The 20,108-nt window shown below is 59.0% G+C and carries 18 protein-coding genes; 16 read left to right on the plus strand and 2 right to left on the minus strand.

Going from position 1 to position 20,108, the window contains the following annotated elements:
* Positions 1-11: 11 nt before the first annotated feature.
* The 5 genes from ACYVIT_RS03675 (at position 12) to ACYVIT_RS03695 (ending at position 5,098) form a co-directional block, all read left to right on the plus strand.
* Positions 12-1,028 (plus strand): ABC transporter substrate-binding protein, encoded by a 1,017-nt coding sequence (locus ACYVIT_RS03675; protein ID WP_415805336.1) that lies wholly within the window; start codon positions 12-14, stop codon positions 1,026-1,028.
* Position 1,029: 1 nt separating this feature from the next.
* Positions 1,030-1,809, plus strand: coding sequence for a 3-oxoacyl-ACP reductase (locus ACYVIT_RS03680; protein WP_415805335.1), 780 nt, complete (start codon positions 1,030-1,032; stop codon positions 1,807-1,809).
* A gap of 63 nt (positions 1,810-1,872) precedes the next feature.
* Positions 1,873-3,345, plus strand: a complete 1,473-nt coding sequence (locus ACYVIT_RS03685) for an L-lactate permease (RefSeq protein WP_415805334.1) — start codon at positions 1,873-1,875, stop codon at positions 3,343-3,345.
* A 93-nt stretch (positions 3,346-3,438) separates the two neighbouring features.
* Positions 3,439-4,056 (plus strand): cysteine dioxygenase family protein, encoded by a 618-nt coding sequence (locus ACYVIT_RS03690; RefSeq protein WP_415805333.1) that lies wholly within the window; start codon positions 3,439-3,441, stop codon positions 4,054-4,056.
* 94 nt (positions 4,057-4,150) lie between these two features.
* Positions 4,151-5,098 carry a LysR family transcriptional regulator gene (locus ACYVIT_RS03695; RefSeq protein WP_415805332.1) on the plus strand — a complete coding sequence of 316 codons (948 nt, stop codon included), beginning with the start codon at positions 4,151-4,153 and terminating at the stop codon, positions 5,096-5,098.
* Here the strand turns inward: ACYVIT_RS03695 and ACYVIT_RS03700 are convergent.
* Positions 5,070-6,743, minus strand: coding sequence for a thiamine pyrophosphate-binding protein (locus tag ACYVIT_RS03700; protein WP_415805331.1), 1,674 nt, complete (start codon positions 6,741-6,743; stop codon positions 5,070-5,072). The two genes, ACYVIT_RS03695 and ACYVIT_RS03700, sit on opposite strands and share 29 nt — an antisense overlap.
* 247 nt (positions 6,744-6,990) lie before the next feature.
* Between ACYVIT_RS03700 and ACYVIT_RS03705 the strand changes: the two genes are divergently transcribed.
* The 3 genes from ACYVIT_RS03705 (at position 6,991) to ACYVIT_RS03715 (ending at position 11,188) form a co-directional block, all read left to right on the plus strand.
* The gene (locus ACYVIT_RS03705) at positions 6,991-8,238 is read left to right on the plus strand and encodes an alpha-hydroxy acid oxidase (RefSeq protein ID WP_415805330.1); all 1,248 of its coding nucleotides are present in this window, start codon (positions 6,991-6,993) and stop codon (positions 8,236-8,238) included.
* A gap of 118 nt (positions 8,239-8,356) precedes the next feature.
* Complete coding sequence (locus ACYVIT_RS03710; protein WP_415805329.1) at positions 8,357-9,355, plus strand: Bug family tripartite tricarboxylate transporter substrate binding protein; 999 nt, start codon at positions 8,357-8,359, stop codon at positions 9,353-9,355.
* 270 nt (positions 9,356-9,625) lie between these two features.
* A complete protein-coding gene (locus tag ACYVIT_RS03715; protein ID WP_415805328.1) occupies positions 9,626-11,188 on the plus strand; it encodes an ABC transporter substrate-binding protein in 1,563 nt (520 codons plus the stop codon).
* A 29-nt stretch (positions 11,189-11,217) separates the two neighbouring features.
* On the opposite strand, the gene ACYVIT_RS03720 is transcribed toward ACYVIT_RS03715, so the two are convergent.
* Positions 11,218-12,132, minus strand: coding sequence for a LysR family transcriptional regulator (locus ACYVIT_RS03720; RefSeq protein ID WP_415805327.1), 915 nt, complete (start codon positions 12,130-12,132; stop codon positions 11,218-11,220).
* Between the two features lie 187 nt (positions 12,133-12,319).
* On the opposite strand from ACYVIT_RS03720, the gene ACYVIT_RS03725 reads away from it, so the two are divergent.
* From ACYVIT_RS03725 to ACYVIT_RS03760, 8 genes are read left to right on the plus strand one after another with little or no spacing between them, the layout of a single operon-like run.
* Positions 12,320-13,459 carry an NAD(P)/FAD-dependent oxidoreductase gene (locus ACYVIT_RS03725; RefSeq protein WP_415805326.1) on the plus strand — a complete coding sequence of 380 codons (1,140 nt, stop codon included), beginning with the start codon at positions 12,320-12,322 and terminating at the stop codon, positions 13,457-13,459.
* Entirely contained in the window at positions 13,440-13,736 is a 297-nt protein-coding gene (locus ACYVIT_RS03730) for a (2Fe-2S)-binding protein (protein ID WP_415805618.1), read from the plus strand. The genes ACYVIT_RS03725 and ACYVIT_RS03730 overlap by 20 nt, the downstream gene beginning before the upstream one ends.
* Positions 13,733-15,133 carry an FAD-dependent oxidoreductase gene (locus ACYVIT_RS03735; RefSeq protein WP_415805325.1) on the plus strand — a complete coding sequence of 467 codons (1,401 nt, stop codon included), beginning with the start codon at positions 13,733-13,735 and terminating at the stop codon, positions 15,131-15,133. The genes ACYVIT_RS03730 and ACYVIT_RS03735 overlap by 4 nt, the downstream gene beginning before the upstream one ends.
* Entirely contained in the window at positions 15,130-16,269 is a 1,140-nt protein-coding gene (locus ACYVIT_RS03740; RefSeq protein WP_415805324.1) for an NAD(P)/FAD-dependent oxidoreductase, read from the plus strand. The genes ACYVIT_RS03735 and ACYVIT_RS03740 overlap by 4 nt, the downstream gene beginning before the upstream one ends.
* On the plus strand, positions 16,266-17,207 hold the full coding sequence (locus ACYVIT_RS03745; protein ID WP_415805323.1) for an ABC transporter permease: 942 nt from the start codon (positions 16,266-16,268) through the stop codon (positions 17,205-17,207). Before ACYVIT_RS03740 ends, ACYVIT_RS03745 begins: the two co-directional genes overlap by 4 nt.
* Positions 17,204-18,073, plus strand: coding sequence for an ABC transporter permease (locus tag ACYVIT_RS03750; protein ID WP_415805322.1), 870 nt, complete (start codon positions 17,204-17,206; stop codon positions 18,071-18,073). Before ACYVIT_RS03745 ends, ACYVIT_RS03750 begins: the two co-directional genes overlap by 4 nt.
* Positions 18,073-19,068: an ABC transporter ATP-binding protein gene (locus tag ACYVIT_RS03755; protein ID WP_415805321.1), complete on the plus strand. Its 996-nt coding sequence runs from the start codon at positions 18,073-18,075 to the stop codon at positions 19,066-19,068. Before ACYVIT_RS03750 ends, ACYVIT_RS03755 begins: the two co-directional genes overlap by 1 nt.
* Positions 19,065-20,075 (plus strand): ABC transporter ATP-binding protein, encoded by a 1,011-nt coding sequence (locus ACYVIT_RS03760; RefSeq protein WP_415805320.1) that lies wholly within the window; start codon positions 19,065-19,067, stop codon positions 20,073-20,075. The genes ACYVIT_RS03755 and ACYVIT_RS03760 overlap by 4 nt, the downstream gene beginning before the upstream one ends.
* Positions 20,076-20,108 lie beyond the last annotated feature (33 nt).

Raw genomic sequence — 20,108 nt, forward strand, 5'->3', positions numbered from 1 at the left:
AGGACTTCTTCATGCTTTCTTCACCCTCTCGTCGTGTCTTCCTGGCCGCTGCCGCGAGTCTGACTGCTACATCGTTTTTTGCTCCGATTGTGCGGGCTGACGAAGCAGCGTCCGGCAAAGTCACGTTGGCAGGTTGGAGCAAACCCATCTCGGAAATTACCAATCTGTTGGTGGAGCCGGACAAGGGGTTTTTCAAAGCCCAGGGTATTGAACTCGTCTATCTGCCGGGTACCGGCGGGGGGGATGCCATTCGCAATATGCTGAGCGGACAAGCGGATGTGGCGTTTACCGATCCCGGGTCCTTTTTCATGGCGTTGGATAAAGGCGAAAAATTACGGGCGATCTATGACATCTATCCACAGAATGTCTTCAACGTGGTCTCGCTCAAGTCCGCCAACATCACGCGCCCAGAGGATCTGAAGGGCAAACGTATCGGCGTCTACAGCCTGTCCAGCGGTACACGGCAAAATCTGTTGGTGATGCTGCACCAGGCGGGCTTGACCGAATCCGATGTGGAAATCGTCGTGACGGGCGTATTGAACTTTGCGCCGCTACTGCAGGGCCAGGTCGATGCCACTGCTGCTACGGACACGGGCCTGCTGGTTGGCAGACGGCGCGGCTTGGGCGATGTCAACGTAATGCAGGTGCGCGATCACATCAACGTGTCCAGCGATCTATTCGTCGTGCGCGAAGAAACCTATCAGCAGAAGCAAGCGTTGTTGCGTTCGTTTCTCAAAGCCTATCGTGACAGTGCTGCCTGGATGATCGCGCAGCCAGAGGAGGCCGCTGCCTTGGCTGGCAAACGAGCGATCGACGGTACGGACCGGGACATCAACCTGGAAGTCATCCGATTGCGTAACGATTCAGCAATGGCACCTGCTGGCCCGGATGGGGGCAGGCGCGTGCTGGGCGCTTTTGATTTGGTGCTGCTGCAAAAGGCGGCCGACGCCTATCGCGATCTGGGCTTGATCCAGCGTCCGATTGATGTCGCGAGCGTTGTAGACACCAGTTTGTTACCGGAGTCTTGATATGAGCGCTATCCCGAAATTCGCAGGCAAAGTCGTGCTGGTGACAGGCGCCAGCCGAGGCATCGGCGCTGAGATCGCCCGTGGCTTCGCTCGAGAAGGCGCAACCGTCGTCGTCAACTATCTGAATAACGCGACCGCGGCTGAGGCAGTGGTCGCACAATGTCAGGCGTTGGGCGGCGATGCGTGGGCGGTACAGGCCGATGTGGGCTCAGCCGAGGCGGTACAGACCATGGTCGATGCGATCGTCCAGGAGGCCGGCCGGCTCGACGTGGTGGTCAACAATGCGCTGCTTCACTATGCGTTCGATCCGCGCCGCCGTACGGTATTCGGCGATTTGACGTGGCAGGATTATCGATCGCAATTTGATGGATCGGTGGGGGCTGCCTTTAATGTGTGTCGCGCCGCGTTACCGCATTTCAAACAGCGGGCCCAGGGTTGCATCGTCAATATCTCGACGAATCTGGTCGAGAATCCGGTGGTCCCATATCACGACTACACCACCGCGAAAGCCTCATTGGAGGCATTCAGCCGTAATCTGGCGGTTGAGTTGGGCCCCTTTGGCATCCGGGTGAACTGTGTCGCACCCGGTTTGGTTTATCCGACGGACTCCAGCGGCGGCACCCAGGAGTCATTCCGCGATTCGCTGATCGCGGCTACGCCGCTGCGGCGTATTGCCAGGCCGGAAGATATTGCTGGGCCGGTGCTGTTCCTGGCCTCGGACTGGAGCGGGTTCATGACGGGACAGGTTCTGTTTGTAGATGGCGGCTTGGTGATGCGGTAATCTGCTGTTCTTATGCTTCGGGGCTTTTGTCCCCGACCTCTGGATAAACGCTGCACTGTATCCGTGACGCTCAAATTCTGGTTGTACTTTTCTCCGTTCTGGGTACCTATCGCGTTGATGTTGACGCGTCGTGTTCCTATTTCTATGGCGGCTCTGGTAGCTGCCATCGTGTCGGCAGCCTTGTATTGGTTTTCAGGCCGGGCAACAGACGCCGCGACGTTTTCCTCTGCCGGCATTGAGCTGTTAAAGGGTATTTGGCTGGCCACGCCGATTGTGAGTGTGATCTTGGCGGGCCTGTTGTTTCACTCTCTGCTCACTACATGCTGGTCGCCTCAGGTCCACGGGCAGCAGGCGGCTGCACCTGCGGCAGATCTGCGATTGACGCTATTTGGCACCTGTTTTCTCATAGGCCCATTTACAGAGACGGCAACAGGGTTCGGGGTTGGATTGGTGGTTTCCCTGGGTATTCTGTTGCGTGCAGGTCTTCCCAAACACGATGCTATCGTGTTCTCGCTGTTCAGTCAGATACTGGTCGCCTGGGGCGCTTTTGCGGTCGGAACGATGCTCGGGTTTTCGCTGGCCGGTATCAGCGATCCTCGGGAATTGGGATGGAGATCGGCCGTATTGGTGACGCCCGTCCTCATTGCCTGGCTGGGTGCCTATTGGTCGATGTGCCGTGGTCTCGGGCTGTCCAATCGGCCTCGAGACCTGATTCGAGAGGCGCTCTGGATCGCGGCGATCTTGGTGGGGCTGGTGACGCTCAGCCGTTACGCGGACCCGGACATGGTCGGGTTGATAGTGTTGGGAGGCGCCGCAGCACTTTATGGATTTGTCAATGGCGGACAGTCATTGCGTGCCAAACTGACCGAGGCGGCTCCCTATGTGGTGCTGTGCGCCTGTTTGGTGGCGTGCCGTTTTTTGCCTGTGCTTCACGAATCTTTGCTGCGCGTGCAGATCAAGCCTTTTGCCGATGGAATGGCTTGGCCCGTGCTGCTGTCGCCGGTGTTCTGGCTGATGCTGGTTGGATTGGGCTTTGCCTTGGCGAAAGCCCCGGTGCGAGATGTTGGCCGGGTCCTGGCAATGACGTGGCAGCGTGGCAAGATCACTGTCGGCGTGACCTTGTTGTTTGTCATTTGTGCGCGCTTCATGATGGCAGGGGGCATTCCGGGCATATTGGCGCATGAGTTGCAGGCAACCATCGGTACTGCTGCTGCGGTGATACTTTCCCCGGTGCTGGCAGCGATAGCGGGATTCTTGACGGCGAGCAATGCGGCGTCGAACAGCCTGCTCATGCCCAATGTTGTCGGCTTGGCGCATGCAGGCAATTGGAGCGTGGAATGGATCGCTGCAATTCAGAACGTGACCGGTAGCGCATTGTCCATGCTGTCTCCCGTCAGGATAATGATGGGCTGCGCCATCGCAGCGCTCGGGGCCGGGGCGACGGGCGCTATTTATCGACGAGCGTGGCCCTTGGGCTTCATACCGGTGGTGTTGATGGTTGGCGCCGCCTGTATCGTGGTGGCCGTAACGCATTAGGTGTGCTGCTATTGCCCGTCGAGCGATATGATGGCTTTACGCGACCTTAGCCAAATAGAAACGTTTTTCGGCCCGGATAACTTAGACGCCACCATGAGCCACCTATCTTCTACGCCCAACATTGCCCGTTTACGTACCTTCGTAGTCAGCTTTGCGGATCTGCTATCCCGTCATCCTGACGAGCCAGAGATCCTGCGCGAGGGCGGCGCATTGTTGAGCGAGCTCGTGTCACGTGACGATTGGTTGCCTGAAGAGTATGCGCAGCCTGATCCCGTTTACTACCGTCAGTATTTGCTGCACGCGGACTCTGCGCAGCGGTTCTCGGTCGTCAGTTTCGTCTGGGGACCAGGGCAGGTCACGCCCATCCATGACCATACGGTATGGGGCTTGATTGGCATGTTGAGAGGTGCCGAGTACTCGCAACCGTATGTGTTGGACCCTTCAACCGGTGTCGAAAAATCAGGAGATGCTGTCAGGTTGGAACCAGGGCAGGTCGAGGCCGTTTCCCCCACCGTGGGCGATGTGCACCAGGTCTCTAACGCCTACGAGGATCAGGTTTCGATCAGCATTCACGTCTACGGGGCGAACATCGGCGCCGTTAGCCGTTCTGTTTACACGCCGGAGGGGGAGCGCAAGCCGTTCATCTCTGGATATCACAATACAAGCCTTCCCAATCTTTGGGATATTTCCAAAGAACTCAAACGCGAATGAGAGTCTGCGGTGTGGGGGCACCTGACTTTGGGCTGACGAGGATGTCAATTAACATCAGCGTTGCCCATAACCCTCTGATTTTCAAATTATTTCGATGGATCTCGTCGCGCTTGAGTATTTCTATGTCGTTGCCCAGGCTGGCAGCGTGTCTCGTGCCGCCTCCGATTTAGGTATTGAGCAATCCACGCTGACCCGGCACATCACGCGTCTGGAAAACAGCGTGGGCATGAGGTTATTTCACCGCTCAGGGCGAGGAATGGTCCTGACAGAGAAGGGCCAGGCGATGTTTCGGGCGGCGGAAGAGGTTGTTGGTGCCGTATCCCGCGCCCGCCGGACGGCTGCAGAATTGGCCTCGTCCGGCCCGGGCAAGATCACTATCGCGTCGCAGCCGACGATCGCGAATACGACTTTTGGCGCGATTGGCCACGCATTGAAAGCGGAGTTCCCTCGTTCGACGATCCGCTTTGTCGAAGGGCTGGGATCTCACATTATCAGCATGCTGCAGGACGGCGAGGTCGATGTGGCTCTGTTGTATCAGCCTACGCAGTCCAAGCTCATCGACTATGAGGAACTGCTACGCGAAGATTTGTACTGCATTTGCTCATCATCTATGACGAGTCCACGCACCAAATTCAGCGGCGCGGAATTGCTCAAGCTGCCGATGGTGCTGCCCAGCACTGCACATGGCTTGAAAACCTGGCTGGAGGCATTGGCTCAGGATATCGGTGAGCCACCGAATATCGCCATCGAATGTGATGGTTCCACGCATTTGATGCGCAGGCTGGTGCAGCAAAACCATGGCTATACCATTTTGCCCCTGGCTGCGGTCACGGCAGAGCTGGCTGCGGGAACGCTGAAGGCCGTTCGTATCGACCATCCCAGAGCCACCCGTACGGTCGCGTTGGCGACACCGCGCGGGCGTGCTCAGGTGGATAGCTATTGGACTGTCGTGCAAATCATCAAGCAGACCGTCGCGGATCTGGTCCGCTCCGGTCAATGGCCTAACGTTCAGGCTATGCCTGGATCCGCTTGTCAGGCGTGATTTGCAGCGGATCGGTGACCAGTTCGAGGACGGCAACGCCACCGGCTTTTTGTGCGCGCTCAAACGCTTGCGGAAAGTCGGCTGCGTCTAGCACACGCTCTGCGTAAGCACCCAACGAGGTTGCCAGACCGACATAATCGGAGCCGTGAATACGGGTGCCTGACACACGTCCCGGATACTCGCGTTCCTGGTGCATGCGGATGGTGCCATACATGCCGTTATTGACGATCAACACGATCAATGGGGCGCCGAATTCGACGGCAGTTGCGATTTCCTGCGGGTACATCATGAAGCATCCGTCGCCTGCGACGCAGACGACCGGACGCTGACCCTTGAAGCGCAACGCAGCCGCGACGGCAGCGGGCAATCCATATCCCATTGCACCGCAAGTCGAAGCCAACTCAGTCCTGGAAGTGCGATAGCGGTAATAACGATGCAGCCAGACAGAGTAGTTGCCTGCTCCGTTCGTCAAAATGGCGTCCTTTGGCAGCACCTCGTTCAGATGCAGCATGACTTCGGTGAGATCTACGCCGTTGAGCGATGGCGGCGGTTCACGACGCGAAGTGAATGCGACAAAGGCTTCACGCGCCTGTGCGGTGCGTTGACCCCATGGAGCTTGGCTCGGGGTCCGCAACTGCACCAGTGCACGCAGTGCGGCGTCCGAGGTAGCCTGGATCGCCAGGTCTGGCCGGAAAACGCGCCCGATTTCGTCGGTCGACGGGTGGAAGTGAATCAGTTTCTGTTTCGGCGTGGGCAGGTCCAGCAGCGTATAGCCGTCGGTGGGCACATCACCCAGACGAGTGCCGATAGCGATGATCAAATCAGATTCCTGCACCAGGGTTTTCAGCGCCGGACTCATACCCAGGCTCATATGGCCAACGTATTGCTTGTTTTCGTTGTCCAGCAGGTCTTGGCGGCGGAACGAGCAGGCCACGGGCAGATTCCACGCCTGGGCAAAGGTACGGAGATCCTCGCAGGCTTGAGCCGGCCAGTTGCTGCCGCCGATGATGACGAGCGGGCGTTGAGCAGCCTGCAAGGCGGAGGCGATCTGTTCGCGTGTGGCCGCGCCCACCTCGGCCGTTTGCAGCTGAATCGGCTGGCAATCCGGTGCTGCCGTGAGCTCGGTCAGCATATCTTCGGGCAGCGACACGACCACCGGGCCCGGACGGCCGGACACGGCGACGTTAAATGCCTTGGCCAGCAATTCGGGAACGCGGTGCGGGTCATCGATCTCGATGACGAGCTTGGCGATGCTGCCGAAAAACTGTTGGTAGTCCACTTCTTGAAAGGCTTCGCGGCCACGATGGCTGCGGGCAATCTGACCGACGAACAGGATCATCGGGGTGGAGTCCTGCTGAGCAATATGCAGGCCAATGCTGGCATGCGTGGCGCCGGGACCGCGCGTCACCATGCAGATGCCGGGTTTGCCTGTCAGCTTGCCATCGGCCTCGGCCATGTTGGCCGCGGCACCCTCGTGTTTCGTGACGATCAGATCGATCTGACCTTCGACGTCTTTCAGGGCGTCGAGGACTTCCAGGTAGCTTTCACCGGGGACGCAGAATACCCGCTCTACACCGTGAGCGACGAGTGACGAAACGAGGGCGCGGCCAGCGGTGCGACCGGCGTGTTGGACTGGAGTGTTCATGGGCGATAGTCAGTAGAAAAGTCAGTCGCCTTGGGCGGATCGGCGTAATGCCGGGGCCTGCGGCGATGGATGGCGGCAGGTTATCCCGCTTTAGGGGCGTTATGCGCTGTATTTCGTGCATACCTGATGTGCCGAATCCGCATAGCGGTTCTATACGCGCGCGTATAGCATCGTCGATGCCGATGGTCAGAAAAGATGTTCCTGATCGCGGCACATCAAGGGGATTGTTCCCAGAAAAAACCGAAACATGACCGCTCCCACGAATTACACAGCCGCAGTTCCTCCACAAGACACGAGCACGGCGGCTGATGCACAGTCCGTCGCTGCCAAGCCGCTACCTGCCGTCTTGAAGCAGGTGCACTGCCTGGATGATTTTCAGCCGCTGGCTCGCAACAAGCTCCCTCGACAGCTCTATAGCTACATTGCCAATGGCGCCGACGATGAAGTCTCGATGGGCCGGAACCGCCAGGCGTTTAATCGCTGGGCGTTTTCTCCGCGGGTGCTGGAGGGGGTAGAAAAGCGGACGCAAGGCATCACGTTGTTCGACCAGCAATACGCGAGCCCATTTGGGATCAGCCCCGTGGGATTGGCGGCCATGTGGAGCTATCGCGGGGACATCGTCCTGGCCAAGACGGCTCGAGAGCATCGCGTCCCGGCAGTCATGAGCGGCGCCTCGCTCATCCGGATGGAAGACGTCGCCGAGGCGGCCCCCGGTACGTGGTTTCAGGCCTATCTGCCGGGAGATGAAAAGCGTATCGCGGAACTGCTGGCGCGTATTGAGGCGGCGGGCTTTGGCACCCTGGTATTGACGGTAGACTTGCCGGTTCAGGTGAATCCCGAGCGCTATGTAAAAAATGGCTTTTCTACGCCGCTGCGGCCCAGTGCGCGTTTGGCATGGGACGGCATCAGCCATCCACGTTGGCTGGCCGGGACATTCTTGCGGACCCTTGCGCGCCATGGCATGCCTCATTTTGAGAATTGGCGTGCCGAGCGCGGCGCACCGATTCTGTCAGCATCCGTGAAGCGCGATTTCGTCGCGCGCGACCATCTATGCTGGGAGCATGTCAAAGTCGTCCGCAAGCTCTGGAAAGGTCCCTTGGTCATCAAGGGGATCATGCGCAAAGAGGATGCCCAGCTCGCGCGGTCGGCAGGGGCGGACGGCATCATCGTATCCAATCATGGCGGACGTCAGCTGGACAGTGCGCTCTCGCCGCTGGATGTGTTGCCGGAGATCGCCGAGACGGCCGAAGGCCTCGTCGTGATGATGGATAGCGGTATTCGTCGCGGCACAGATGTCCTGAAAGCGCTGGCGCTAGGGGCCCGCTGTGTTTTCAATGGGCGTTCGTTCAACTATGCTGCAACCGTGGCGGGCGAAGCGGGCGTGGCGCATGCTATCCACATTCTGCGCACTGAAGTCGATCGTGATATGGCTTTGCTGGGGATCAATCATCCCTACGAGATCGACCACACCTTGTTGCGCAGGACGCCTCTCTAGGGGCTGGATATCGCCGGCAGGCAGGAGGGATCCCCACAGAGCATCGCCAAGGCTCAGGCTGACAGGACTGGCCTTGGATCATTGAATTAGAAAATCCAATATTGAGGAGCGTATAACCATGTCACGTGTCATTGACCACCACCGTCGTTCACTGTTGAAAGCCAGCGCCGCTGCCGTTGCCGTAGGCACCGTGGGATTGCCCTTTACCGCGCTGGCGGCAGAGTGGCCTGATCGGCCCATTACCTATACTGTACCGTTCGCACCGGGTGGCGCGACCGACATTATTGGCCGTATTTACAGCGTTTCCGCAGCGAAAATCCTGGGTCAGCCCGTCGTTGTGGAAAACCTGGGAGGGACGGGCGGAAGTCTGGGTACGGCAAAGGTCGCACGGGCAAAACCCGACGGCTACAACATCGTCGGAGGCACGATCAGCTCTCACGCCATCAACGTCAGCATCTATCCCAATATCGGCTACGATCCTGTCAAATCGTTCAAGCCGGTCATCCTGACGGGCAGCTTGCCCAACGTACTGGTGGTCAGAGCAGATAGTCCGTATAAAACCGTCCAGGATCTGATCGACGCAGGGAAGAAAGCCGATAGCCAATTGAATTTCGGTTCATCGGGTGTCGGCAGCTCGCAGCATTTGACTGGCGAACTGTTCATGGACGTGACGGGCATAAAGATGCTGCACGTGCCGTACAAGGGCAGTGCGCCCTCTTTGCAGGCGTTGATGAGCGGTGAGATCGATCTCGTTTTCGACAACATCACGTCTTCCGTTCCTCTCATTCAGGCCGGACGGTTGCGTGCATTGGGCGTGACATCGACAACGCCGTCGCCTGTGCTGCCGGATGTCGCTCCGCTCGATAAGCTGGGCCTGCCAGGTTTCGAGGTGTTGTCCTGGCAAGCCGTCTTTGCGCCGGCCGGGACGCCGGACGACGTGATTCAGAAACTGCATTCCGCCATGGCTGAAACGTTGAAGCAGCCTGAAGTGTTGAAGCAACTCCAAGGGCTGGGCATGGATGTGTCCGGCGCCGGGCCTGAAGAACTGGGCCGGTTCCAAAAGGCCGAGGTTGAAAAATGGGCAGAGGTCGCAAAGAAGGCGAACATCAAGATGTAAAGCAGAAGGGTGGGCCAGTGTAATTCGCCTAGTGTTTTCCCTAGGCTCGAAAATTTTGGGGCATCAGTAATAACCATAAGCCCCGCTCATCGCTTCCTGGCAGACGGGTGAGTATCAGGCCCACCTTATAACCTTTGGGAATAGCTGGTGTAGTTGAAGGACTTTGACGGGGTGAGCGGCACGCGCCTAAGGTGGCGACCGTGCCGCTCCATTCGCGGCTGATGTGTCAACCACCATCGCCGCGTGCGTCACGTGGCCCCAAGGGAAACCATGAAACGTCCTGCACTTACTGTTCTGGCCGCTGCTCTTCTTGCTTTGGGCGCGGGATTGCAATCTACGGCTTATGCTCAAGATCGTCCGACGCTGCGTATCAGCTCGGGCGCTGCCGACAACGCGACACTGGATCCCCATCGTGCCACATCGACTGCGGATAAGGGCGTAGCGTCGGAGATGTTCGACGGCCTGGTTCGTTTTCCGCCGGGCAGTGCCGATCCCAAGGCCCTGGAACCGGATCTGGCGGAAAAATGGGAGTCCTCGCCGGACAGCAAGGTCTGGACCTTCCATCTGCGCAAAGGCGTGCAGTTTCATGGCGGCTACGGGGAACTGAAGGCCGCTGACGTGGTGTATTCAATTGAGAGGGCAGCAGATCCCAAGCGTTCCAGTTTCGCCGCGAATTTCGCGATCCTGGATAAGGTCGAAGCCATCGATGACTACACCGTGAAATTCACATTGAAGTACCCAGACGCGGCATTCCTGGGACGCGTGTCTGATTACCATGGCGGCAATATCGTCAGCAAGGTCGCGGCAGAAAAACTCGGCGATAAATTTGGGCAGGCGCCGATAGGCACGGGGCCATTTGCCTTTGGCGAGCATGTGACACAGCAGTATGTGAAGCTCGTCGCCAATGACGCCTATTTCCGTGGCAAGCCCAAATTGGCGGGCATCACGTATCGCATGATTCCTTCGGATAGTGCTCGCGAACTGGCCTTTACGTCGAACGAGATCGACGTGATGCAGGGCAAACGTGAACAGCGTTGGGTGGAGCGATCGATCAAGCGCGGGATGAAAGTCGATATTTTCGAGCCGGCGGAGTTCCGCACATTGTTTATCAATCGCAGTATCAAGCCTTTGGACAATCTGAAGGTACGCCAGGCGATTGCCGCCGCCATCAACGTCGATGAGATTGTGCGTTATGCAGGCAAGGACGTGGCTGAAAAGGGCTGTTCGGTTGTGCCGAACGGGTACCTGGGCCAAGACTGCAGCGCGGGCGCGTATGCCTATGATCTGGACCGCGCCAAGGCGCTATTGACTGAAGCCGGTTTCCCGAATGGTATTGCGATCAAATCGATCGTCTCGAATATCTCGGCGCAACAGCCCATCATGGAGATTATCCAGGCGCAGTTGGCCAAGGCGGGGATCAAGTTGGAAATGGAGGTCGTAGACCATGCGACCTATCAGGCCAAGAGTCGAAAGGACCAGAGTGCGCTGGTGTTTTACGGTGCGGCACGGTTCCCCAATGCAGATGTGTATCTGAGCGAATTCTATGATTCGGCAGCCGCTATCGGCGCTCCTGCTGCGATGTCGAATTTTGGACATTGTGCGGTGGGGGATGCGGACATACGCGCCGCCCGTATCGAGCCGGATCCACAAAAGCAGCTCGCCCTGTGGAAAGACGCGCAAGCCAAGATTCACGCTGATGTCTGCTCCGTGCCGCTTTTTGGGCTAAAGCAAGTATGGGCACGGGGAGACGGCGTCAACTACGGCTATGACCTGAAAGGGGCGCTGAATCTTCAGCCGTCCATCACCGAGGCGGCTACGTTGTCGGCTCCTTGAGCGCAGCGGGGCCTTGAATGGCCCATTTTCTAACCCTTTAGCACCTCGCGTGATACTTGCGACGCGACGTTTCGAGCTTCCTGGATAAAGGTATCTGTCAAGCTCGCATTGCGCGATGTATGTGCGCGGCAGAGCTGGAAATGGAACTGCATTTCGGGATCAAAGCGTCGCAATACCAGGCGATTTTGCAAACCATCGGCAAACAGCGGATGAATCAAGGACACACCCAGGCCAGCGGCGACCAATTCGCATGCGGTGGGCGCCGTGGTCGCGTCCAACACCACATTCAAGGTGGCGTTGCTGCGTTCGAAGGCGGCTTTCACGAGCTCATGTGTCTGGCTGTCAGACGCAAAGGCCACAAAGGGCTCGCCGCTCAAATCTCGCGGACGGATTACGCGTTTGCGCGTCAATGCGTGATTGACGTGCATGGCACAGACCAAGGGATGTTGGAACAACGTCTCTCGCTCGATATACGGATTGTCCACGCGGCTGCCGACCAACGCCACATCGATCTGGCGGGTGGCCAGCCAGTTTGCCAGAAACAGCGAGGCCCGGTTTTGGACGGATACATGCACGTCGGGATGAATCTTCAGAAAATTCTCGATGACGCGGCGTATGAAAGATCCGGACAACGCCGGCATCACGCCCACCACCAGATTGCGCGCTTCGTTGCGACGGATGGAGTCGACAGCTTGCTCAACCTGGCGCAAACCGGCAAAGACTCGATCGACCTCGTGATAGAGCTGCATGCCTTGAGGCGTCGGGGCGAGCTTGCCGCGTACGCGGTCGAACAAGGTCAGACCGGTATCTGCTTCCAGGTGCGCCAGCAGTTTGCTGACGGCGGGTTGGGATACGTTCAACACCAGCGCTGCCTGACTGACAGTGCCGTGTTCGATGATGGCTTTGAAGGCCTCTACTTGTCTCAGATTCAAGGGTTGCTGCATGAACTCGATCCTATAACTTTTGGTGGATTGGCGAGTAGTCGTTTCTGTTTTGGTTATAGGGTGATTTATAGCGCAAACCGCCGTGCGCAGGATAGGCGATGGCATCGGCGTGGGACGTATGGCGGCAACTCAGCTGTCTATCGTCGCGCGGATGCGCATCGTACTGTAAATACAGGGCTGAACTGCCATGGTTAAGGATTACGACTACATCGTTGCTGGGGCAGGGATGGTGGGTGCTGCGATTGCCGCAGGTCTGGCCGCGCAGGGGAAGCGGGTGCTGATGCTGGACGGCGCAGACACCGATTTGCGCGCCGCCAAAGCGAATTTCGGCCTGGTCTGGGTGCAGGGAAAAGGCTACGGTAATCCGCATTATCAGCGTTTATCCCGCTTGGCTGCTCAGCTATGGCCCGCGTTCGCGGAGGAACTGGAGCGCGAAACGGGCATAACGCTGGATTACGAACAACGAGGTGGCTTGCATTTTTGTCTGGGGCAGGCGCAATGGGATGAGCGTGCGCTGCGCATGAGGCAATGGCAGGCGCAAGCCGCCGAGACAGAACCCTGTATCGACATGCTGGATCGTGGCGGGCTCGAGCGCCTGTTTCCCGCAATTCGGTGGGGGGCTGAAGTCTCTGGCGCGAGTTTTGGCCAGATGGACGGACATGTGAATCCACTGTGTCTGCTGGCTGCGTTACAGGCAGCGTTCATCTCGCGTGGCGGGGAGTTGCACAGTCAGCAGCCTGTTCAGGACATTCAACCTCAGCAAGGTGGTGGGTTCCTGGTGCATGCAGGCAAAGAGGATCGCCGGGCCGTATATGGTGCCTCCAATGTCGTGCTGGCTGCCGGCCTAGGATCCGTGGCGTTGGGGCCGATGGTGGCACTGGATGTGCCGCTGCGCCCGCAGCGAGGGCAGTTGCTCGTGACCGAGCGGGTCGCACCGCTGTTGCCGGTACCAGCCAGTGGGCTGCGGCAGACCGGTGAAGGCACGGTAATGATAGGCGTGACCCAGGAAGAGGTCGGCTATGACCTGAGCACGACCACCGATGCTGCCGTGCGCATGAGCCGCAAGGCGCTGCACGTGCTGCCGGATCTGGCAGGTGCGAGATGGGTGCGTCACTGGTCGTGCCTGCGTGTGATGACTCCCGATGGTGTACCGGTCTATGCCGAGTCCACCCAGTATCCCGGCGCGTGGACCGCGCTTTGTCACTCTGGCGTCACGCTGGCGTCGTTCCACGCCGGGCCGTTTGCCCGTGCGTTGGCCGAAGGCGCGTTGCCGGATTCTTTGGAAATTTTTCACCATGAGCGCTTCGATGTTTCGCAAGCTGCATGAACCCGGCGCACAAGCGCTGACTTTGACGATAGACGGCGTGCCGGTCCGTGCCGAGTCCGGTGAAACGGTAGCGGCCGTATTGCTGCGCCAGCAAACGGCAGCATCGCGTACGACGCCGGTAAACGAAAGCCCGCGCGCGCCGTATTGCATGATGGGGGTGTGCTTCGATTGCCTCGCTATCGTGGATGGCGTCGCATCTACACAGACCTGTCTCGTGACAGTGCGTGAAGGTATGCGCGTCGAACGTCAATTCGGAAAACGGAGTGTCCTGCCATGACACGCGAAGTGAATGTGTTGATCGTGGGGGCGGGACCTGCCGGCATGAGCGCGGCGATACGTTTGCGGGCGGCGGGACTGTCGGTGCTGGTGGTGGACGAGCAGCCTGCGCCGGGAGGACAGATCTGGCGCGCGGTAGAAACCGTGGCCGCTACCTCGACAGGAACGTTGCTGGGCGACGAGTATCGCGCTGGGCAGCATCTGGCTGCCGCATTTCGTGCCTCGGGGGCGGATTATGAGCCTCAGACGCAGGTCTGGCAGATTGAGCCGGGTTGGCACGTGTATAAAAGCCGCGCAGGCCAGGCCGAAGTCATACGTGCCGATCAGGTTTTGCTAGCCACAGGGGCACAGGAACGGCCTGCGCCATTTCCGGGCTGGACCTTGCCCGGCGTGCTGACGGTTGGGGCTGCGCAGATTCTGCTGAAAACTTCGCAGCAGGTCCCTGCGGAACCTGTCTGGGTGGTCGGAAGCGGTCCTTTGCCGTTGTTGTACATGGCGCAGTTAGTGCGCGCAGGCGGCCGTGTTGCAGGGTGGCTGGATACTTCGCCTGCTGGTGGCTGGCGGCGTGCCATGCCTTATCTGGGGGACGTGTTGCAACGCTTTGGCGAAATCCGCAAGGGTTTAAGCTGGCTGCGTGAGTTGAAACAGGCCGGTGTCAAACGGATCCGAAACGTGCAGTCGTTGCGCGCGCTGGGCGACGGCAAGCTGGACACGCTCGAGTACACCGTGAACGATGGAGCTACGCGGCGAGTCCCTGCGAAGGTCGTCTTGATCCACGAGGGTGTCGTGCCGTCCATCCATATGACGCGTGCGCTCGACTGTGCGCATCATTGGAGTGATCAGCAGGCGTGCCTGGTGCCCGATGTGGACGAGTGGGGGCAAACCTCGCAGCGCGGTGTGTACGTCGCAGGTGATGGCGCCGGTATTGCGGGGGCTAACGCCGCCTGCACCCGCGGCGAGCTTGCTGCAATCGGGATGGCGTTGCAGGCAGGAAAGTTGAGTGCACAACAGGCTGCCGAGCAGGCGCTACCGTTGCGAAAACAATTGGCAGGCCAACAACGATTGCGTCCTATGCTGGACGCCATGTATCCGCCGCGAGCAAGCGTCTTTGCACCGAGCGACGATACGATTGTTTGCCGTTGCGAGGAACTGACGGCAGGGGACATCCGCCGCGCAGCAGCGTTGGGGCAGCCGGGGCCAAATCAAATCAAGTCATTTACGCGCGCCGGAATGGGGCCATGTCAGGGGCGGCAATGCGGCTACACCATCGCGCATATCCTGGCCGCCGAACAGCAGCGGCCAGTGGCGCAGGTGGGTTTCTATCGTATTCGTCCGCCACTGAAACCGCTGACACTGGGTGAACTCGCCAGTTTGGATCTGGATGGTGAAAAAGAATGACTCAGGCCTATGACGTTATTGTGATTGGAGGCGGCCTGCACGGGTTGTCCGCGGCGCTGCATCTGGCACGGCGTAGCGCGCGCGTATTGGTGGTGGAAAAACACTGGGTAGGCCGCCATGCCTCCGGCGCCACGGCAGCAGGCGTACGCACGCTGAACCGGGACCGCGGTGAGCTGGATTTGTCGTTGGAATCTCTGGATATGTGGCATGCGCTGGAATCCCTGGTAGGGGATGACTGTGGATTTCATGCCAATGGGCAAATCTGCGTGGCCGAAAATGCCGGTGCATTGAGCAAGCTGGAAGCTCGCGTAAATGGCTTGCGCGCAGATGGCTATACGCACGAGGAAATGATAGGTCCAGCCGAATTGCGTCGTTTATTGCCGGAGTTGTCGCATCATTGCCTCGGAGCGTCCTACACGCGGCGTGATGGCGCGGCAGATCCCCATCGCGCATTGCGCGCATTTCGACGCAGCGCAGTCGATGCAGGCGTGACATTGGTCGAGCACTGTGGTGTAAACGCGCTTAAAAAGACCGGCCAGGGTTGGCTCGTGTCGGCCGATGGCGGCCGCGAATGGAGCGCTGGTGCGATTGTGAACGCCGCCGGAGCATGGTCGGGACGGGTTGCAGCGATGGCGGGTGACGATATTCCGCTGGCTACCAAGTCATCGATGATGATGGTCAGCGAACGACTGCGGCCGTTCATCAAACCGGTAGTGGCCATCATGGGCCGCTCGTTATCGTTCAAACAATCCGATCAAGGGACCTTGGTGATAGGCGGCGGCTTGCAAGGCATCCCCGACCTGGACCGCGAAACGTCCACGGCGCGTATGCAGGTGCTCGCCAAGGGAGCACGTTCGGCCACTGATCTCTTTCCCTCCGTGAGGGATATCCGGATCGTTCGAGTGTGGGCAGGATTGGAGGCCAAGACGGATGACATGCTGCCCGTGGTGGGGCCCTCGCCCAATGCTCCCGGGGTGTTCCATGCTTTCGGATTCTCTGGCCACGGTTTCGAGCTGGTGCCTGTCGTCGGCGCGACGTTGGCCGATCTGATACTGACTGGGAAGACGTCTCGTCCCATTCAAGCCCTGGATGCGCGCCGTTTGATGCCGGCCTTCGCCAAGGAGAAGAGCTCATGATGCGCTATGCAGCCAAGCGATTGTTGCTGGCTATTCCCACGCTGCTGGCGATGTTGACGGCGGTGTTCATTCTGGTGCGTCTCGTGCCCGGTGATCCTGCGGCGGTAATGCTGGGCGATCAGGCCAGCGCCGAGGCACTCCAAGCGCTGCGTGCGCGTTTGGGTCTGGATTTACCAACGCATATTCAGTATCTGAATTTCCTGAAAGACATGTTGTCGGGCAATTTTGGCGTGTCGATGGCCAGCGGCAGGACAGTCTTGCAGGAGGTATCCCTGGTGTTGCCGTGGACGATCCAGCTCACGCTGGCCTCGATTCTGATTGGGGTGGTATTTGGACTGCCGCTAGGTATCTGGGCGGCACTGCGGCGCAATGCCTGGCCAGATTATCTGGGGCGGTTGTTGTCGTTGACCGGCCTGTCCTTTCCGGCGTTTGTATCCGCCATTCTGATGTTGTTGGTGTTTGCGATCCAGTTGCGCTGGTTCCCGGTCATCGGCAGCTCGGTAGCCGGGGATTGGAAAACACAACTGCACAACTTGGTATTACCCGCATTCAACCTCGGTCTGATCATGACGGCGTATGTCATGCGCGTGACACGCTCATCCATGCTGGGAGTGCTGGGGGAAGACTACGTACGCACAGCCAAGGCGAAGGGCGTGAGGCCCATGCGATTGATTTTGCGGCATGGCCTGCGCAATGCATTGATTCCCATCGTGACGGTCGTGGGGTTGTATTTCGGCACATTGATCGGCAACTCCGTATTGACGGAAATCGTGTTCAATCGCCCTGGCTTGGGAAAACTGATCCTGGGAGCGTTGAACGCGCGTGATTACACACTCCTGCAGGGGCTGATGGTGGTGTTCGCATCGTGCGTGATTGTGGTGAATCTATTGACTGACCTGGTGTATGGGTTGGTGGACCCGAGGGTGAAATACAAATGAGCGCTATCGCCGCACCTGTCGCCGCAAGGCCCAACGCCTTGTGGCAAGCCCTATGCAAGAACCGGCTTTCCTGGCTGGGAATAGGGCTGTTGTTAGTGATCGTGCTGGCCGCCGTGTTCGCACCATGGCTGGCGCCGCACGATCCGCTGTCGCAAAACATCGCTTATCGCCTGGAGCCTCCGTCCGCCGAGTTCTGGCTGGGCACCGATAGCTATGGCCGTGATGTGTTGTCGCGCTTGATTTATGGTGCTCGCGTTTCCCTGCTGGTAGGGTTCGTAGCGATTTTGATCGCCATGTGTATCGGATCAGCGCTGGGAATTCTGGCAGGCTATGTCGGTGGCGTGGTCGACCAACTCATCATGGGGTTGGTGGATGTGCTGCTGTCATTTCCGACGTTGCTGTTGGGCCTGATGGTGGCGGCCATGCTGGGCGCGAGCCTGGAAAACCTGATCATCGCGATTGCGATCACCGAGATTGCGCCGTTTGTGCGGGTAGCTCGCGCGCCCACGATTGCTTTAAAGCAACGTGATTTTGTCGAGGCCGGCCGCGCATTGGGCTATGGCCCATTGCGCTTGATGGGTGTGCATATCCTGCCCAACATGATTTCGGATGTGGTGGTGTTGGGTTCGTTGTGGATGGCTTCCGCGATTCGCACTGAGGCGTCGCTGAGCTTTATCGGCCTGGGTGTGCCACCGCCTGCGGCGACCTGGGGCAGCATGATTCGCGAGGGTTTCGAAAACATCCTGGACGCCTGGTGGCTGACCGTATTTCCCAGTATTGCGATTCTGCTGACGGTATTGGCATTGAATCTGTTGGGCGATGCATTGCGCGACGCCATTGATCCCAAACTGAGATCGGAGCGGTAATGAGCACACAAGATGCTGTCCTGGAGCTGCGCAACTTGCGTACCGAGTTCCGTGTAGGGGGCGCCTGGCATGCCGCTGTGCGGGATGTGTCTCTGGCGGTACGGAAAAACGAAACGCTGGCTGTGGTGGGGGAGTCTGGTAGCGGAAAAAGCGTGACCGCGTTATCCGTGCTGCGCCTGTTGCCAGAGGCAGGGTCGCGCCATGGCGGCGGCCAGATACTGCTAGAGGGCCGTGACCTCGCGTCGATACCGGAAAAACAGATGGCGGCGCTGCGTGGCGATGCGATCGCCATGATCTTCCAAGAGCCGATGACCTCGCTGAACCCGACGATGACGGTGGGTGACCAGATTGCCGAAGCGATTCGCCAGCATCGCCATTTGTCATGGCGCGAGGCCCGCGCGCTGGCGCTAGAGGCCTTGGAAGAGGTCAAAATACCCGCCGCAGCGAGCCGGTTTGGCGACTATCCCCATCAGTTCTCGGGCGGCATGCGTCAACGTGTGATGATTGCCATGGCGCTGGCCTGTAAGCCCAAGGTGCTGCTGGCTGATGAGCCAACGACAGCGTTGGACGTCACCATACAGGCGCAGATTTTGAGTCTGTTGTCGGAGTTGAAAGAAGCGCACGGCATGGCCGTTGTCTTTATCACGCACAACCTGGGCGTGGTGGCCCAGATCGCGGATCGCGTCGCCGTGATGTATGCCGGCGAGGTAGTGGAAACCGCGGATGTGAATACCTTGTTTGCGCGGCCGACGCATCCGTATACCGAGGCCTTGTTGCGGGCGATGCCTCGTGTGGACCTGGATACCGCGGTACTGGAGCCCATCCCGGGCAGCGTGCCGGCAATCACTGCCATGCCGCGGGGTTGTGCCTATGCGTCTCGTTGTCCGCTGCGAGAGGCACGGTGTGAGGCGCAAGCGCCCACGCTGGAGCCTATCGGCCAGGATCATCAGGTCCGTTGTGTCGTGCGCGTCGAATCGAACAAGAGGCCTATATGACTGACATTCTGCAAGTCCGTAACCTGGTCAAGCGTTTTGAGAGCGGCGGCGGCTTTCTCGGCGGGAAAAAGACCGTCGTGCGTGCGGTGAACGATGTGTCGTTCAGTGTGGCGCGGGGGCAGTCGCTGGGCCTGGTCGGAGAATCTGGCTGCGGAAAATCGACGGTGGCTCGCACCCTGTTGCGTCTGATCGAGCCCGACGAGGGCAGCATCGTATTCGATGGACAAGACCTGAGGCAGGCCAGCGCATCGCAGATGCGGGCATTGCGTCAACGTATTCAAATCGTGTTCCAGGATCCCTACGCCTCGTTGAATCCGCGACGTACCGTGCGTCAGACCTTGTCAGAGCCATTGATCGTGCATAGTCTGGGTTCCGCCCGCGAGATCGAGGCAAAGGTCCAAAGCACGATTCAAGAGGTGGGTTTGCCCCTGAGCGCCTTGGACCGCTATCCGCACGAGTTTTCGGGTGGCCAGCGTCAACGTATCGGTATCGCGCGGGCACTGGTGCTGGATCCGGAACTGATCGTGGCGGATGAGCCTGTATCGGCGTTGGATGTCTCGGTGCAGGCGCAGATTCTGCAATTGCTGGATCGCTTAAAGCGCGAGCGTGGATTGTCTTTCGTGTTCGTGTCCCATGATCTGGGCGTAATACGGCATTTTTGCGATACGGTCTGCGTGATGTATCTGGGCCGGATTATCGAGCAGGGGCCGACGCAGCAGGTGTTGGATGCGCCGTTGCATCCCTATAGCCGTATTCTGCGCGACTCATCGCCGGTACCGGACCCCGGCGCACGCATTGCGTTGTCTCGGATCGTAGGGGAAATTCCCGCGCCGACGAATCTGCCATCGGGGTGCACATTTCATCCTCGATGCTCGCGGGCGCAGGATGACTGCCATCGGCAGATTCCGCTGCTGACCTGTGAAACAAGCAAGGATAGATCGGTTGCCTGCTTCTATCCTTTGGCTGCAGAAGGCGCGGCGCGGGTCCCGGAAGTCATCATGCAATGATGGTGCGATAGCATGATGATTTCCAGTATTCGC

It is taken from the genome of Bordetella muralis, from assembly GCF_054781015.1.

Excerpts from the sequence above, each read along its gene's own strand:
- ACYVIT_RS03675 (WP_415805336.1), top strand. The coding sequence starts at position 12 with ATGCTTTCTTCACCCTCTCGTCGTGTCTTCCTGGCCGCTGCCGCGAGT.
- ACYVIT_RS03680 (WP_415805335.1), top strand. The coding sequence starts at position 1,030 with ATGAGCGCTATCCCGAAATTCGCAGGCAAAGTCGTGCTGGTGACAGGC.
- ACYVIT_RS03690 (WP_415805333.1), top strand. The coding sequence starts at position 3,439 with ATGAGCCACCTATCTTCTACGCCCAACATTGCCCGTTTACGTACCTTC.
- ACYVIT_RS03695 (WP_415805332.1), top strand. The coding sequence starts at position 4,151 with ATGGATCTCGTCGCGCTTGAGTATTTCTATGTCGTTGCCCAGGCTGGC.
- ACYVIT_RS03700 (WP_415805331.1), bottom strand. The coding sequence starts at position 6,743 with ATGAACACTCCAGTCCAACACGCCGGTCGCACCGCTGGCCGCGCCCTC.
- ACYVIT_RS03705 (WP_415805330.1), top strand. The coding sequence starts at position 6,991 with ATGACCGCTCCCACGAATTACACAGCCGCAGTTCCTCCACAAGACACG.
- ACYVIT_RS03710 (WP_415805329.1), top strand. The coding sequence starts at position 8,357 with ATGTCACGTGTCATTGACCACCACCGTCGTTCACTGTTGAAAGCCAGC.
- ACYVIT_RS03715 (WP_415805328.1), top strand. The coding sequence starts at position 9,626 with ATGAAACGTCCTGCACTTACTGTTCTGGCCGCTGCTCTTCTTGCTTTG.
- ACYVIT_RS03720 (WP_415805327.1), bottom strand. The coding sequence starts at position 12,132 with ATGCAGCAACCCTTGAATCTGAGACAAGTAGAGGCCTTCAAAGCCATC.
- ACYVIT_RS03725 (WP_415805326.1), top strand. The coding sequence starts at position 12,320 with ATGGTTAAGGATTACGACTACATCGTTGCTGGGGCAGGGATGGTGGGT.
- ACYVIT_RS03730 (WP_415805618.1), top strand. The coding sequence starts at position 13,440 with ATGTTTCGCAAGCTGCATGAACCCGGCGCACAAGCGCTGACTTTGACG.
- ACYVIT_RS03735 (WP_415805325.1), top strand. The coding sequence starts at position 13,733 with ATGACACGCGAAGTGAATGTGTTGATCGTGGGGGCGGGACCTGCCGGC.
- ACYVIT_RS03740 (WP_415805324.1), top strand. The coding sequence starts at position 15,130 with ATGACTCAGGCCTATGACGTTATTGTGATTGGAGGCGGCCTGCACGGG.
- ACYVIT_RS03745 (WP_415805323.1), top strand. The coding sequence starts at position 16,266 with ATGATGCGCTATGCAGCCAAGCGATTGTTGCTGGCTATTCCCACGCTG.
- ACYVIT_RS03750 (WP_415805322.1), top strand. The coding sequence starts at position 17,204 with ATGAGCGCTATCGCCGCACCTGTCGCCGCAAGGCCCAACGCCTTGTGG.
- ACYVIT_RS03755 (WP_415805321.1), top strand. The coding sequence starts at position 18,073 with ATGAGCACACAAGATGCTGTCCTGGAGCTGCGCAACTTGCGTACCGAG.
- ACYVIT_RS03760 (WP_415805320.1), top strand. The coding sequence starts at position 19,065 with ATGACTGACATTCTGCAAGTCCGTAACCTGGTCAAGCGTTTTGAGAGC.